Raw genomic sequence first — 15,003 nt, 5'->3', positions numbered from 1 at the left:
CATGCTGTCGGTGACCGGCCTGACCAAGACCTTCCCGGGCGTGCGCGCCCTGGACGCGGTCGACTTCACCGCACGCGCGGGCGAGGTGCACGCGCTGATCGGCGAGAACGGCGCGGGCAAGTCCACCCTCATCAAGGTCCTGACGGGCGTGTACGAGCCGGATGCGGGCGAGGTGACGTACGACGGCCGCCCGGTCCGCTTCGCCACCCCCCTCGAAGCACAGCACGCAGGCATCTCCACCATCTATCAGGAGGTCAACCTCGTCCCCCTGATGAGCGTGGCCCGCAATCTCTTCCTCGGCCGTGAGCCCCGCGGCCGGCTCGGGCTGATCGACTTCACTCGGATGCACCGCGAGGCCGACGAGGCGCTGAGCGGGCTCGGCGTCCGCGTCGACGTCCGCCGCCCGCTGCGTGAACTCGGCCTCGGCGCGCAGCAGATGGTGGCGCTGGCCCGCGCGGTCGCGGTCGACGCGCGCGTCGTCGTGATGGACGAGCCGACATCATCCCTGGAACCACGGGAGGTGCAGACCCTGTTCGGGGTGATCCGCATGCTGCGGGAGCGCGGCATCGCGGTCGTCTACGTCAGCCACCGCCTGGACGAGCTGTACGAGATCTGCGACGCCGTCACCGTGCTGCGGGACGGCAAGGTGGTCCACACGGGCGCCCTCGCCGACCTCGACCGGCTGCGCCTGGTCGCGCTGATGCTGGGCCGCGAGACCGACGAGGTGCAGGACGAGGGCCTCACCCGCTTCACGGGAGCGCACGAGGCAACAAGCGAACCCGTGCTGTGCGCCGCGGAGTTGACGGTACGGCATCGGATTCGGGGGGTGTCGGTCACCATCCGGCCCGGGGAGGTGGTGGGTCTGGGCGGGCTACTCGGCTCGGGTCGCAGCGAGACGGCGAAGGCCATCGCCGGGGCCCTGCCGACGGACTCCGGGACCGTCGCGATCGGCGGCACCCGCATCCGTACGGGCTCCACGCCCGCCGCCATCCGGGCCGGCATCAGCCTCCTCCCCGAGGACCGGAAGGCGGAGGGAATCGTCCCCGGCCTCTCGGTCCGCGACAACATCGCGCTGGCCGCACTCCCCCGTCTCTCGCGCCTCGGCCTGGTGAACGAACGCGGCATCGACGCGATCGTGGACACCTTCGTCCGGCGCCTGCGCATCAAGGCGTCGAGCCCCCACCAGAAGGTGGGCGAGCTGTCCGGCGGCAATCAGCAGAAGGTACTCCTCGCCCGCTGGCTCGCGATGCACCCGAAGGTGCTGCTGCTCGACGAGCCCACACGCGGCATCGACATCGGCGCGAAGGCCGAAGTCCAGTCACTCGTCGATGAGTTGGCGGCCGACGGGCTCGGTGTCCTCCTCATCTCCTCGGACATGGAGGAGCTCGTCGAGGGCTCGGACCGGGTGATCGTCCTCAAGGACGGCACGGCCGTCGCGGAACTCACCGGCGCCTCGGTGACGGAGGAGAACCTGCTGCGCGCCATGGCGGCGGCCCCCGCGAAGCCGGGCCCATGACCCACCACGAACGGCAGGCCCCGCACCCACGGAGCTCCCCATGACCGACCTCGCCCTCGGCCGCACGGCCACCGACCGCGACCGTCTCCTGCGCCTCCTCCAGAACTACGGCGTCTACGCGGGCGTCGCCGTCCTCCTCCTGGTCAACATCCTCTTCACCCCGCACTTCCTGTCCGGCGAGAACTTCCGCACCCAGGCCGTCCAGGTCGCCCCCGTCCTCGTCGTGGCGCTCGGCATGGCGCTGGCCATCGGCAGCGAGGGCGTCGACCTGTCCGTCGGCTCGGTGATGGCGCTCTCCACCTCCCTCGTCTCGCTCTACCTCGGGTACGGCATGTGGATCGCGCTTGCCGTGGCGCTGCTCGGCGGGATGGCGGTCGGCGCGGCCAACGGCTCCCTCGTCGCGTTCATCGGCGTCCAGCCCATCGTCGCGACACTCGCGCTGATGGTCGCGGGCCGGGGCCTCGCCCTGGTCCTCCTCCCGCAGCTCAAGGACGTCCGCGACCCGGCGATGGCGTCGCTCGGCTCCGGTGCCGTGCTCGGCGTCCCGTACCTGGTCCTGATCGCGGCGGCCCTCGCGCTGCTGACCGCCTTCGTCGTGCGGCGCACCACGTTCGGCCGGCAGCTCCTCGCCATCGGCGACAGCCGCCCGGCCGCGCTCCTCGCGGGCCTGCCGGTGCGCCGCGTGCTCATCGTCGTGTACGTGGTCTGCGGCGCTCTCGCCGCACTCGCCGGAGTCCTCGCGACCGCCCGTCTGTCCGCAAGCGACCCGACGTCGCTCGGCAGTCTGATGGAGCTCTCCGCGATCACCGCGGTGGTCGTCGGCGGCACCCCGCTCAGCGGCGGCCGCATCAGGATCGGCGGCACCGTGGCGGGCGCGGTCCTCATCCAGCTGCTCACGGCCACGCTCATCAAGCACGACCTGCCGCCGTCGTGGACACAGATCGCCCAGGCCGTGGTGATCGTCCTGGCGGTCTGCGCGGCACGCGAGAGGGGCAAGTGATGACCATCGACACGAAGAGTCCGGCGGATCCCATGGGTCAGGCCGTCCGGGAGGAGCGGACCGCGGGCCCTGCCCGCTCCGATCGGCTCGGCGCGCTGGCCCAGCAGCACGGCGCGCTCGTCACGCTGATCGTCGCGGTGCTCGTCGCGTCGCTGAGCTTCGACACGTTCCTGACCGGCGACAACCTGGAGAACATGGCAGTGTCCTCCGCGTTCCTCGCGGTGGTCGCGCTCGGCATGACGTTCGTGATCGTGACCGGCGGCATCGACCTGTCGGTCGGCTCGCTCTTCGCCCTCGGCGGGGTGCTGGCCGCCTGGGGGTCGCAGTACGGCACGGCCGTGGCGCTGCTCCTGCCGCTCGCGGTCTGCGGTCTCATCGGCCTCGTCAACGGCCTGCTGATCGCCCGCGCGCGGCTCGCGCCGTTCATCGTGACGCTCGCGGCGATGCTGGCGGCCCGCGGCATCCTCCTGTCGGTCACCGACGAGGGGTCCAGGACGTACCTCGTCGACAAGGACTCCTTCTTCGCCACGCTCGGGCAGGGCAAGGTGCTCGGCATCGGCGCCCCGGTGTGGATCACGGTCGCGCTCTTCGTGGCGGGCGCGGTCGTGCTGCGCCGCACCCGGTTCGGCCAGTACGTGTACGCGGTCGGCGGGAACGAGGACGCGGCGGCGCTGATGGGCGCCCCCGTGGCCCGTACGAAGATCGCCGTCTACACGGTCTCCGGACTCTGCGCGGGGCTCGCCGGGGCCCTCAACGCGGCCTGGCTGGTCTCCGGGGTGACGATCCTCGGCTCCGGCATGGAACTGGAGGCGATCTCCGCGGTCGTCATCGGCGGCACGCTGCTCTCCGGCGGGTTCGGCTTCATCAGCGGGTCGTTGGTCGGCGTCCTGCTCCTCAAGGTCATCCAGAACGTCATCAACCAGATCGGCTCGCTCGACTCCGCCTACCAACAGGTGGTCAGCGGCGCCTTCCTGGCCGTGGTGGTGATCGCGCAGACGTGGCTCGGCCGCAGGCGCCGCGTGCTGTGAGCGCGGGCCTCACATCGGTACGACCTGCCCCTTCCCGAGGGCGATCACCCCGCCCGCGGACACCGTGTACAGCTCCTCGTCCCGCTCCGGATTGACCCCGATCGTGGCGCCGGGCGGTACGTCGACGTTCTTGTCGAGGACGGCGCCGCGCACCACCGCACCCCGCCCGATCCGTACGTTGTCGTGCAGCACGGAGCCCTGGACGACCGCGCCCTCCTCGACGGTCACACCGGGCGAGAGGACGGAGCGGGTGACCTGGCCGCGGATGACGCAGCCGGGGCTGACGATCGACTCGCCCGCGATGCCGCCCGCGCAGAACTTGGCGGGCGGCAGGCCGCCGGAGTGGGTGTAGATGGGCCAGCGCCGGTTGTCCAGGTTGAAGACGGGCTGGTCCGAGATGAGGTCCATGTGGGCTTCGTAGTACGAGTCGAGCGTGCCGACGTCGCGCCAGTAGCCGTGGTCGCGGGGGGTCTCACCGGGTACGTGGTTGTCGTCGAAGTCGTACACCTGCGCCATGCCGCGCTCGGTGAGCAGGGGCAGGATGGAGCCGCCCATGTCGTGTGCGGACTCCTCGTCCTCGGCGTCCTGCTGGAGGGCGTCGACGAGGGTCTTGGTGGTGAAGAGGTAGTTGCCCATCGAGGCGAAGACCTGGTCCGGGTCGTCGGGTAACCCGGGCGGGTCGGTCGGCTTCTCCAGGAAGCGCTCCACCTTCGTGCCGTCGCGCCCGGGCGTGATGATGCCGAACGACGGCGCCTCGGCGCGCGGCACCCTGATCCCGGCGACGGTCACCGCCGCGCCGTTCTCGATGTGCTGCTGGAGCATCTGCCGCGGGTCCATGCGGTAGACGTGGTCGGCGCCGAACACGGCGATGTAGTCGGGCTGTTCGTCGTGGACGAGGTTGAGGGACTGCAGGATGGCGTCGGCGCTGCCCAAGTACCAGCGGGGGCCGAGGCGTTGCTGGGCCGGCACCGGGGTGACGTAGTTGCCGAGGAGGCTCGACATGCGCCAGGTCGTCGTCACGTGCCGGTCGAGGGAGTGCGACTTGTACTGGGTGAGGACGCAGACGCGCAGGATGTCGGCGTTGACGAGGTTGGAGAGCACGAAGTCGACGAGGCGGTAGGTGCCGCCGAACGTGACCGCTGGTTTGGCCCGGTCGGCGGTGAGCGGCTGCAGCCGCTTCCCCTCCCCGCCGGCGAGCACGATTCCGAGCACCGAAGGTCCACCGCGCATCCCAGCCCCCTGTTTGGTCGGCTATCGGCTATCTGTCGGCGTGCAGGATCTTCTCGTACACCTCGACCGTGCGCCGGGCCACCGCGTCCCAGCCGAATTCACCGAGTGCGCGGTCGCGTCCGGCCGCGCCCATCGCCGCGGCCCGTTCCGGGTCGGTCGCCACTTCGTTCAGGAGCAGTCCGAGTTCGCGTTCGAAGCCTTCGGGGTCGCTTTCGTCGTACGGGACGAGTACCCCCGTCGTGCCGTCCCGAACGACTTCCGGGATGCCGCCGACCCGGGAGGCGACGACGGCCGTGCCGCACGCCATCGCCTCCAGGTTGACGATGCCCAGCGGTTCGTACACGGAAGGGCAGACGAACACGGCGGCGTGCGTGAGGAGTTGGACGACCTGGGGGCGCGGCAGCATCTCGGGGATCCACCGGACACCCGCCCGGGTGCTGCTCAGCTCCTCGAAGAGGGTGCGGAATTCGAGGTCGATGCCGGGGGTGTCGGGCGCTCCGGCACACAGGACGAGCTGGACGTCGGAGTCCAGCTTCCGTGCCGCCCGCAGCAGATGGGGCACGCCCTTCTGGCGGGTGATGCGGCCGACGAACAGGACGTACGGCCGCCCCGGGTCGACGCCGAGCCGCTCGAGGACGTCGGTGCCGGGGTCGGGGCGGTACAGCTCGGTGTCGATGCCGTTGTGCACGACGTGGACCTTCGCCGGGTCGACGGCCGGATAGCAGGCGAGGATGTCCTCGCGCATCGCGCCGGACACCGCGATCACGGCGTCGGCGGCCTCGGCCGCAGTGCGCTCGGCCCAGCTCGACAGGGCGTATCCGCCGCCCAGTTGCTCGGCCTTCCAGGGGCGCAGCGGCTCCAGGGAGTGCGAGGTCATGACGTGCGGGATGCCGTGCAGGAGCTTGCCGACGTGGCCGGCGAGGCTCGTGTACCAGGTGTGGGAGTGGATGAGCTCGCGGTCGGCGAGCGCCGCGGCCATGGCGAGGTCCACGGAGAAGGTGCGCAGCGCGTCGTTGGCCCCGTCGAGCGCGGGCCACGCGCCGTGCCGCACGAGCCCGTCGGCCGCGCCCTCGCCCCAGCAGTGGACTTCGAGGTCCGTGAGGGACCGCAACTCCCGTGCCAGGAACTCGACGTGCACGCCGGCGCCTCCATAGACGTCCGGCGGATACTCCCGGGTGAGCAGGCCCACCTTCACGTAGCACCCTCCGTCGTCCGTCCGATGCCGGCCGCGCCACCTTCATGGTCACCCAGACGCGGCCCCGGGGGAAGACCGCTGCGGCGGGCGGTCGAAGCAGCAGTCGCCGCACAGCCCGCCACCGGGGCACCGGTAGTAGAGGCAGCAGCTGCGGCGCCGGAACGCCGTGCCCCGCAGGGTGCCTGTGCCGCGCAGGTCGGGGTGGTCGAAGAGCTCGGCGGCCAGGCTCAGGGCCCGCTCCCCCACATCCGCGCGTCCCGATCGCGCGGCCCAGCCGTGCAGTTCGCGCGCCGCGCCCGCGAGCGCGGATCCCGCGTTGCCCCACAGCAGCCCCGCGGAGATCCGGTACCGGGCCCGCAACGCCTCGGACAGCGGCGCCAGATGGCCGTACTGCACGACGTCCCGGATGGTCCCGGCATCGCCCGGCAGCGGGCGTACGCCGGTCAGCCACAGGTCGTCGGGCGAGGTGCCGTCGGCGTCCCAGCCGAGCAGCTCGGGGTCGAGGTCGGGCACCCGGCCGTACAGTGCGGCGGAGCCGAGCGCCACGGACCAGAGGCGGGCCGCGAGCCCCAGCTGTGCCACGGACACCGCGACGCGGTCCTCCGGGGCGCCGAGCCGCCGCGCGACCTTGTCGACCCGGAAACCGATCGGATCACCGGATTCCGAACCGGTCGGATCACCGGGTTCCGGAAGTCTGTACACCGCTGCCAGCGGCCGGACGCCGCGGTCGTGCGCCGGGCTCACGCGCAGGGCGAAGAATCCGCCGACGGAGCCGAGTTCTGCCAGGTCAATGTGGGTGGTCACGGGAGAAGTACAGCAAGCCGCGCGGCGCCGCCCACCCCTGGGGTGCCGATGAGGGTCACTCTCCGCGCCCAGGAGGTAACCCCTCCTGGGGAGGACACGGCAAAGGCAGTACTCCATCGGCAGTAGGACCAATTGCCTGCTCAGGTACGACGACTTAAAGGGATTCCCGCGTCATCGTTGTCAGTATGGAAGCAGACCGTTCGCCCGACCGGGATCACCGGGAGCACCGCACCCCGCGGAGCACGTCATGAGTGCTCTGGCGCTTTCCGTGGTGCTGTCCCTCGTCTCAGCCGTGGCGTACGCCGGCGGGGCGATCCTGCAGGAGCGCGTGGCGGCGACGACGCCGGACCAGTACGCGCCGCTGCGCCGCGGCGCCTGGTGGACCGCGATCGCCCTGAACGGTCTCGGCGCGCTGCTGCACGTGGTGGCGCTCGCCTACGGCCCGCTCAGCCTGGTCCAGCCGCTGGGCGCCCTGACCATCGTGTTCGCCCTGCCGATGGCGGCCCTGTTCGTACGGCGCAGGGCCGGGGCCACCGCCTGGCGGGGCGCGCTCATGGCGACGGTGGGGCTCGCCGGGCTCCTGTCGCTCACCTCGACGTCCGACTCGCAGACGCTCGCCGACGCGGAGCGCGTCATGCTCGGCCTCGTCACGGGCGGCGGCGTGGCCGTGCTGACGCTGGCGGCGCACGCGGCGCACCGGCACCCGGTGGTGCGCAGCGTGCTGCTGGCCTGCGCGGCCGGTGCGGCGTTCGGCATCGCGTCGGTGTTCACGAAGACGGTGGCGGTGGACTGGGACCACCGCGTCGGGCTCCTCGAGCAGCTCCCCACCCTCGGGGCGATCGCGGTGCTCGCGGCGGCCGGCCTGCTGCTCTCGCAGGCCTCGTACCGGGGTGCGGGGCTCGCGGCACCGCTGTCGACGGTGACCGTGGTGAACCCGGTGGTCGCGGCAGCGGTCGGCCTGACCCTCTTCGGAGAATCCTTCCGGCACGGCGCCACGGGCACCGTCCTCGCGCTCGGCAGCGGCGTCGTGGCCGCCTGCGGTCTGATCCTGCTGACGACCGAGCGGATCGCCCGGGAGGCGGCGACCCTCACCACCGCGGCCGAGGCCGGTCCGGTGGCGCGAGGCGGCCCGTCCACGCCGCAGCCGGACGCCGCCGAGACCGCTGCGGAGGCGGGGGGCGACCCTTGCCCGTGCCCCACAGACGCGCTGCCCGCGGTGCCCTCGCAGCAGCCGGCGCCGCCCCACCGCCGGACGCGCCCGCGGCAGCCGAGGCGCCGCGAGCGCATGGTGTCCTGACGGCTTTGATCCGTACGGGGCGTGTCAGATCCGTACGCCGCGTGCCCGCAGGTAGGCGAGCGGGTCGATGTCGGAACCGAAGCCGGGCCCCGTCCGCACCTCGAAGTGCAGATGCGGGCCCGTGCTGTTCCCGGTGGATCCGGACCGGGCGATGCGCTGCCCGGCGCCGACCTGCTGCCCCGCCTTCACGGAGAGCGCCGACAGGTGCCCGTACTGGCTGTACTTCCCGTCGGTGTGGCGGATGACCACCTGGTAGCCGTAGCTGCCGCCCCAGCCCGCGGAGACGACCCGGCCCGCCGCGACGGACTTCACGGCCGTCCCGGTCGGCACGGCGAAGTCGACGCCCGTGTGATAGCCCTTCGACCAGGAGCTGCCCGCGGCACGGTACGGCGTGCTGGGCGAGGCGGCGACGGGGGCGGAGGCACCGGAGGTGGCCCGCTCCGCCTGCGGGGCCGCGGCCCGCTGCTTCTCGCGCTTCTTCTGGGCGGCCGCTTTCTCGGCCGCCTGCCTTTCGGCGGCCCTCTTCTCGGCGGCTTTTCTCTCGGCGGCTTTCCTGTCGGCCGCCCTGTTCTCGGTGGCCTTCCGGTCCGACGCCTTCTGTGGGGCCCGCTCCTTGGTGCCGCCGCCCTGGCCATGGACGGAGAGGCGCTGCCCCGGTGTGATCAGGTCGGGGTCGCCGCCGATGACGCGCCGGTTGGTTTCGTACAGGCGCTGCCAGCCGCCCCGGACCCGGCGTTCGTCGGCGATGCCGGAGAGGGTGTCGCCGTGGACCACGGTGTACATCTCGGCGCTGCCCGCGGCGGACTGCGGGGTCGTCTCGGGCTTGACGTCCCTGACGTCGCGTCCGGGCCGCTCGGGCTTGCTCGGGGCCTTGGCCGGTGCCGCCTTGCCGGGGCCTGCGTCGGGCGTGCCGCCGCCCCGGGTGAGACCGGCCTTCGCCGAGCAGACGGGCCAGGCGCCGGGGCCCTGCGCGTCGAGGACCTTCTCGGCGACGGCTATCTGCTGGGCCTTGGTGGCGCGGTCGGCCCGCGAGGCGTAGGCCGTGCCGCCGTACGCCTCCCAGGTGGACTGCTTGAACTGGAGGCCGCCGTAGTAGCCGTTGCCGGTGTTGATGCTCCAGTTGTTGCCGGACTCGCAGGCCGCCACCTTGTTCCAGGTGTCGACGTCGGCGGCGCCCGCGGTGCCCGCGACGGTCAGCGGGAGCGCCATGCCCGCGCCGCCCGCCGTGACGGTCAGCGACGCACGGTTGATGCGGTTCGGCTGATACCGGCGGTGCCGGCCCCGTACGGCCATTGGGAGCCCCCTCGGACACACGTCATCACGGATTGCACACAGCGGACACACGACAAGCCCGCAAGTTAGCCGGTTGACCAATCCGTGACAAGGGCATGGAGCCGAGGGGGAGTTGAACAGACGGTGATACCCGTCAGCCCCTCAAGTGTTCCTGAACCCACCGGAGTTGCACGCCCTGCTGGTAGGGGCCACCACCCTCGTGATCGTTGAAGGCGTACACCTCCATCGAACGCTCGCTCCCCGCATACGCGTTGAAGGCGGCGAACACCGTGGACGGCGGGCAGGTCAGATCCTCCAGGGCCGCGGAGAAGAGCGCGGGCGCACGCCCCCGGGCGGCGAAGTGCACGCCGTCGAAGTACGACAGGGTCTGGAAGACACGTTCCCGGCCGTCCCTGCGGGCCTTCAGGTAGGACGCGATCTCGCTGTAGGGCAGCCGGTCCGTCAGGGTCGTCGCGCGCGGGAAGTCGCAGAGGAAGGGGACGTCGGACAGCACGGCGGCCAGGTCCGGCACGAGTCCGCCGACGGCGAGGGCGAGTCCGCCGCCCTGGCTGACGCCGAGCACGGCGACCCGTGCGGCGTCCACGAACGGATGGGCGCGGGCGGCCTCGACGGCGCGCACCGCGTCGACGTACAGGCGGCGATAGTAGTAGTCGTGCGGGTCCTCGATGCCGCGCGTCATGAACCCGGGGTGCGCCGGTCCACTCCCCACCGGGTCCGGGGTGTCGCCCTGCGCCCACCCCGCGCTGCCCTGCCCGCGGGTGTCCATCACGAAGTGCGCGTACCCGGCCGCGGCCCACAGCAGGTGCATGTGGGGCAGGCCCCGGCCACCGCCGTACCCGATGTACTCCACGACGGCGGGCAGCGGCTCGCCGTCCTCGGCGCCGGCGGGCAGAACCAGCCACCCCTTGACGGGATGGCCCCCGAACCCGGCGTACGTCACATCGAGGACCCGCACGCCGGTCAACGGCAGCTCCACCGCCTCGAACCGCGCGTCCAGCTCGTGCTCCCGCGCCTCCAGCAACGTCTTCTCCCAGAAGGCGTCGAAGTCGTCGGGCTCGGGCAAGTCGGGGCGGTATCGGCGCAGTTCATCAAGGGGCAGGTCGAACTGAGGCACGGGCGACTCCTCCTGGGGTCATGTCCTGGGAGGGTTCACGCTATGCCAGCTGATCTCGGCCCGACAGGGTGTATTCCCGGCCAGGGTCTGTGACCGCGGGGGGCGGCAACACATCCGCGGGCCGGGACCCGCCCCCCGGGGGGGAAACGCGGGTGGGCGTGGCCCCACCGGCCCACGCCCACCCTCTCCACTCAGCGCATCGGCCCCGGCTGGGGCTCCGGCGCCGGGTCGGGGCCCGGCGGCTGCGGGATCGGGGACGGCGGTGGCTCCGGGCTGGGCCGGGGCTCTGGATTCGGCACGGGGTCCGGGTTAGGGAAGGGCCTCCCCGGCTCCGTCGGCGGCACCGGGTCAGGGTCCGGGAAGGGCCTGACCGGCCCCGGCTTCGGTGCGGGATCGGGGAACGGTTGAGTCATTGCACTCCTCCAGCCAGTGGTACGCCAACGGCTCCTCCCCGCGTACCCGACACCCCCGGACCCAAGCCTTCCACGGTTCCTCCCACCGTGCCCGCGGCGGACGGCCACCTGGGTCGGCCCCAGGCACGCCCCGGCCGTGCCCAGCCGCCCCCGTGCTGCCTAGCCGGCGGCCAGCGCGGCCGCCGATGCGAGGCCGAGGCGAGGGCTGGACAGCACCGGTATCCGGGCCCGGACGTCCGGAACGAGTCTCTCCGCCTGCGCCATGGAGGCCTGCGCCAGCACGATCGCGTCGGCGTTCCGCACCCCGCGCACCGCTCGGGCCACGCCCTCGGCGTACCCCTCGGAGTCGCCGGCCTCGAACCGCTCCCACGCCCCGTCGACCACTTCGGCCCGCACCGACACGTCCCGCCCTGCGCGCCGGGCCTCGTCCTTGACGAGCGCCGAGGTCGGCCCGACCGTGGAGGCGACCGTGGCGAGCACGACGACCCGGGGCCCCGCGGCGATGGCCGCGGCCGCCATGGGCCGGTCGACCCGCACCACGGGCACGCCGATGTCGGCGCCCACGGTCTCGGCGACACCCCCGATGGTGGAGCAGGTGCACAGCACGGCGGCGGCCCCGCCCTCCGCGGCCCGCACGAGAGCGGCGCGCACGTCGGTGGCGACCGCGTCCGGTCCTTCCTGCCGTGCCCGCGCCAGGAGGTCCTCCACCACGTGGTGGCGCAGCCCGAGCTCCGGGTGTCCGGCGTCCCGCAGCTCCTCGAAGACGGGCACGTGCACGGACGACGTGTGGAGGAGCCCGAGCGTCACCGGGCGGCCGGTCACGCGGAGACCGCGCGGCTCAGCGGGTTGCGCACCATGTCGGCCCCGCCGGGCACCGGCTCCGCCGTGTCGTCGCCGAGAGCCACCACGCGGTTGCCCTCGTCGACGTGCACAACGCGCGGTCGCAGCGCCCTGGCCTCGGCATCCTCCACCTGGGCGTAGCTGATGATGATCACCTTGTCGCCGGGGTGCACGAGGTGGGCGGCCGCGCCATTGATCCCGATGACACCGCTGCCCCGCTCGCCCTCGATCGTGTACGTCTCCAGACGCGCGCCGTTGGTGACATCGACGATGTGGACGAGCTCACCGGGCAGCAGATCGGCGGCGTCGAGCAACTCCGCGTCGATGGTGACGGACCCCACGTAGTGCAGGTCGGCCTGGGTCACCGTGGCGCGGTGAATCTTGGACTTGAACATGGTACGCAGCATCGGACACTCCCAAGAGTAGGCTCCCTGCCTGCGTTTATGCAGGTCAAGGGCTGTTTCGACACTCTACAACGAGTCGCATGAGCCTATCCGGTACGGCGACCCGCCCCTCCGGCGGCGCCAGCCGATGAGTTTGTGGCTTCCGGGCGGTCAAAGCTCATGACACCTCAGGAAAGGACAGTGCCATGTCGGAGCTTCTCGTCGACTTCATCACCTCCCTCGACGGCTACGCATCGGGAGAGGGATGGTCCGGGTTCTGGGGCCTCGAGGGCCCGGAATACCTCGCGTGGCTCGGCGAACAGCCCGAGGCCACCTACCTGATGGGAGCGAAGACCTACCGTCTGATGTCGGGTTTCGCCGCGGGCGAGGTCCCGGACGGCCAGGACGAGTTCAGGCCCGAGGAAGAGGCGTCCGTCGACGAGCTCACGCGGGCGTCCAAGGTGGTGTTCTCCTCCTCCCTGGAGGAGCCGCTGACGTGGGCCAACTCCACGCTCGTCCGCGACGACGCCGTCGAGGCGGTCCGCGCCATGAAGTCGAGCGGCTCGGGGCTCCTCAGCACGATCGGCAGCCTCAGCCTGTGCCGGTCCCTGCTGCGAGCCGGACTCGTCGACCGCTTCCGGGTCGTCATGTTCCCGGTGATCACCGGGGCCACGGGCGACGAGCGCATCTACGACGGCTATCCGGACATCGCCCTCGAGATGATCGACCACCGCACCTTCGACGGCCGCACCCAACTGGTCGAGTACAAGCCCCGCGTGCTCGAGCACCCGCCGCTCGTCGTCCCTGCGTGACGCCATCCCATCCGCAGCCCAAACCCGTATACGCAGGGCATTTACGGCACGACTGCTGCGCGTACGTCCGTATCCGTACGCGCAGCAGTCGTCGTCACAAGACGCCGGGCGCCGGGCTCAGATCGTCTTGCTGAGGCGGTCGGCCAGCAGAGCGGCGAAGCGTGCCGGGTCGGCCAGATCGCCGCCCTCGGCGAGCAGCGCGGTGCCGTACAGCAGCTCGGCCGTCCCGCTCAGCTCCGGGTCGTCGGGCCGCTTGTCGTGCGCCGCCTTGACCGCGCCGACCAACGGGTGCTTCGGGTTCAGCTCCAGGATGCGCTTGACCGGCGGGAGCTCCTGGCCCATCGCCTTGTACATCTTCTCCAGGGCCGGCGTGAGGCCGTCCGTGTCGCTGACCAGGCACGCCGGTGAGCTGGTGAGCCGGGTCGTCAGGCGCACCTCCTTGACGTCGTCGAGCGTCTCGTTGAGCCAGGCGAGGACGGCCGCGTACTCCCCGGCCTCCTCCTCCGACGGCTCCTCCTCGGAGGGCAGGTCCACCGCGCCGCGGGCGATGGACTGGAACTCCTTGCCCTCGTGGTCGCGGACCGCCTCGACCCAGATCTCGTCCACCGGATCGGTGAGCAGCAGGACCTCGTACCCCTTGGCCCGGAACGCCTCCATGTGCGGGGAGTTCTCGATCTGTGCGCGGCTGTCACCGGTCATGAAGTAGATCTTGTCCTGGCCCTCCGGCATCCGGTCGAGGTAGTCGGCCAGGGTGGTGGGCTCCTCACCCGCGGTGGAGGCGAAGGACGCGATGTCGAGAATCGCCTTGTGGTCCTCCGTCCGGTCGAGGAGGCCCTCCTTGACGGCGGGCCCGAACTCGCGCCAGAAGGTGCGGTACTTCTCGGCGTCCTTGCTCATCAGCTCCTTGATGGACGCCAGGATCTTCTTCGCCAGGCGGCGGCGGATGAGCTGGATGTGCCGGTCCTGCTGGAGGATCTCGCGGGAGATGTTCAGCGACAGGTCGGCGGCGTCCACGACGCCCTTGACGAAGCGCAGGTGATCGGGGAGCAGCTCGCGGCTGTCGTCCAGGATGAACACCCGCTTGACGTAGAGCTGGAGGCCGTGGCGGGCGTCGCGCTGGTAGAGGTCGTGCGGGGCCCTCGAGGGCAGGAACAGCAGGGCCTCGTACTCGAAGGTGCCCTCGGCCCGCATCTGGATGATGTCGAGCGGGTCCGTCCAGTCATGGCTGATGTGCCGGTAGAACTCCCGGTACTCCTCCTCGCTCACCTCGGAGCGCGGGCGGGCCCAGAGCGCCTTCATCGAGTTGAGGGTCGACTCCCCCATCCGGACGGGGAAGGAGATGAAGTCCGAGTACCGCTTGACGATCTCCCGGATCTTGCCTTCATCGGTGTAGTCGTAGAGCGCGTCCTCCTCGTCGGCGGGCCGCAGGTGCACGTGGACCGACGTGCCCTCCGGGGCGTCCTCGACGGTCTCGATCGTGTACGTGCCGTCGCCGTCCGACTCCCAGCGCACCCCGGTCGGCGTACCGGCCTTGCGGGTGACCAGGGTGACCTTGTCCGCGACCATGAACACGGAGTAGAAGCCGACGCCGAACTGGCCGATCAGCTCGGCCGAATCCGCGCTCTCCTTGCTCGCCTCCTTCCCGTCCTTCCCGCCCTTCCCGTCCTTCCCCTTGTTCTCCTTGAGCCGGCGCAGCGTCTCTGCCGTGCCGGACTTGGCGATGGTGCCGATCAGCCCCACGACCTCGTCGCGCGTCATGCCGATGCCGTTGTCCCGCACGGTCAGCGTGCGGGCCTCCTTGTCGGCCTCGATCTCGATGTGCGGGTCGTCCGTCTTGAGGCTGTCGTCCTGCAGGCCGGCCAGGCGCCGCTTGTCCAGGGCATCAGAGGCGTTGGAGATGAGTTCGCGAAGGAAGATGTCCTTGTTCGAGTAGATCGAGTGGACCATCAGCTCCAGCAGCTGCCGCGCCTCGGCCTGGAACTCCAGCGTCTCGGTGCTCATGACTTCCCTTCTGGTCGGTTGATCGGTCGTTCTGTGCGACGCCCATATTTTCCGCCACCATTTTCGGTGGTGGTGCG

At 71.4% G+C, this 15,003-nt stretch carries 13 protein-coding genes; 5 read left to right on the top strand and 8 right to left on the bottom strand.

Annotation, left to right across the window (positions count from 1 at the left end; all coding sequences use genetic code 11):
* Position 1 precedes the first annotated feature (1 nt).
* The 3 genes from ACZ7LU_RS06830 to ACZ7LU_RS06820 are packed head-to-tail and all read left to right on the top strand — an operon-like array spanning position 2 to position 3,544.
* Positions 2-1,516, top strand: a complete 1,515-nt coding sequence (locus ACZ7LU_RS06830; protein ID WP_471915925.1) for a sugar ABC transporter ATP-binding protein — start codon at positions 2-4, stop codon at positions 1,514-1,516.
* Positions 1,517-1,556: 40 nt separating this feature from the next.
* Positions 1,557-2,516: an ABC transporter permease gene (locus ACZ7LU_RS06825; RefSeq protein WP_471915924.1), complete on the top strand. Its 960-nt coding sequence runs from the start codon at positions 1,557-1,559 to the stop codon at positions 2,514-2,516.
* Positions 2,516-3,544, top strand: a complete 1,029-nt coding sequence (locus ACZ7LU_RS06820) for an ABC transporter permease (RefSeq protein WP_471915923.1) — start codon at positions 2,516-2,518, stop codon at positions 3,542-3,544. Before ACZ7LU_RS06825 ends, ACZ7LU_RS06820 begins: the two co-directional genes overlap by 1 nt.
* Positions 3,545-3,553: 9 nt before the next feature.
* On the opposite strand, the gene glgC is transcribed toward ACZ7LU_RS06820, so the two are convergent.
* The 3 genes from glgC to ACZ7LU_RS06805 are packed head-to-tail and all read right to left on the bottom strand — an operon-like array spanning position 3,554 to position 6,773.
* The gene (gene glgC / locus ACZ7LU_RS06815; protein WP_398298832.1) at positions 3,554-4,774 is read right to left on the bottom strand and encodes a glucose-1-phosphate adenylyltransferase; all 1,221 of its coding nucleotides are present in this window, start codon (positions 4,772-4,774) and stop codon (positions 3,554-3,556) included.
* A 28-nt stretch (positions 4,775-4,802) separates the two neighbouring features.
* Positions 4,803-5,969: a glycogen synthase gene (gene glgA / locus ACZ7LU_RS06810; protein ID WP_470979566.1), complete on the bottom strand. Its 1,167-nt coding sequence runs from the start codon at positions 5,967-5,969 to the stop codon at positions 4,803-4,805.
* A 48-nt stretch (positions 5,970-6,017) separates the two neighbouring features.
* Positions 6,018-6,773 carry a (2Fe-2S)-binding protein gene (locus ACZ7LU_RS06805; protein WP_398298836.1) on the bottom strand — a complete coding sequence of 252 codons (756 nt, stop codon included), beginning with the start codon at positions 6,771-6,773 and terminating at the stop codon, positions 6,018-6,020.
* Between the two features lie 247 nt (positions 6,774-7,020).
* On the opposite strand from ACZ7LU_RS06805, the gene ACZ7LU_RS06800 reads away from it, so the two are divergent.
* The gene (locus ACZ7LU_RS06800; RefSeq protein ID WP_471915922.1) at positions 7,021-8,070 is read left to right on the top strand and encodes a DMT family transporter; all 1,050 of its coding nucleotides are present in this window, start codon (positions 7,021-7,023) and stop codon (positions 8,068-8,070) included.
* Positions 8,071-8,094: 24 nt separating this feature from the next.
* Here the strand turns inward: ACZ7LU_RS06800 and ACZ7LU_RS06795 are convergent, their stop codons facing one another.
* The 4 genes from ACZ7LU_RS06795 to panD form a co-directional block, all read right to left on the bottom strand.
* Positions 8,095-9,363 carry a transglycosylase family protein gene (locus tag ACZ7LU_RS06795; protein WP_471915921.1) on the bottom strand — a complete coding sequence of 423 codons (1,269 nt, stop codon included), beginning with the start codon at positions 9,361-9,363 and terminating at the stop codon, positions 8,095-8,097.
* Between the two features lie 133 nt (positions 9,364-9,496).
* The gene (locus ACZ7LU_RS06790) at positions 9,497-10,477 is read right to left on the bottom strand and encodes an acetylxylan esterase (protein WP_471915920.1); all 981 of its coding nucleotides are present in this window, start codon (positions 10,475-10,477) and stop codon (positions 9,497-9,499) included.
* 572 nt (positions 10,478-11,049) lie between these two features.
* Positions 11,050-11,712 carry an aspartate/glutamate racemase family protein gene (locus ACZ7LU_RS06785; protein WP_471915919.1) on the bottom strand — a complete coding sequence of 221 codons (663 nt, stop codon included), beginning with the start codon at positions 11,710-11,712 and terminating at the stop codon, positions 11,050-11,052.
* The gene (gene panD / locus ACZ7LU_RS06780; RefSeq protein WP_471915918.1) at positions 11,709-12,137 is read right to left on the bottom strand and encodes an aspartate 1-decarboxylase; all 429 of its coding nucleotides are present in this window, start codon (positions 12,135-12,137) and stop codon (positions 11,709-11,711) included. The genes ACZ7LU_RS06785 and panD overlap by 4 nt, the downstream gene beginning before the upstream one ends.
* 182 nt (positions 12,138-12,319) lie before the next feature.
* Between panD and ACZ7LU_RS06775 the strand changes: the two genes are divergently transcribed.
* On the top strand, positions 12,320-12,925 hold the full coding sequence (locus ACZ7LU_RS06775; protein WP_471915917.1) for a dihydrofolate reductase family protein: 606 nt from the start codon (positions 12,320-12,322) through the stop codon (positions 12,923-12,925).
* 117 nt (positions 12,926-13,042) lie between these two features.
* On the opposite strand, the gene htpG is transcribed toward ACZ7LU_RS06775, so the two are convergent.
* Entirely contained in the window at positions 13,043-14,926 is a 1,884-nt protein-coding gene (gene htpG / locus ACZ7LU_RS06770) for a molecular chaperone HtpG (protein WP_471915916.1), read from the bottom strand.
* Positions 14,927-15,003: the final 77 nt, after the last annotated feature.

Source organism: Streptomyces sp. NPDC039462 (genome assembly GCF_055639375.1).
This window is presented reverse-complemented; position numbering and strand designations above follow the sequence as displayed.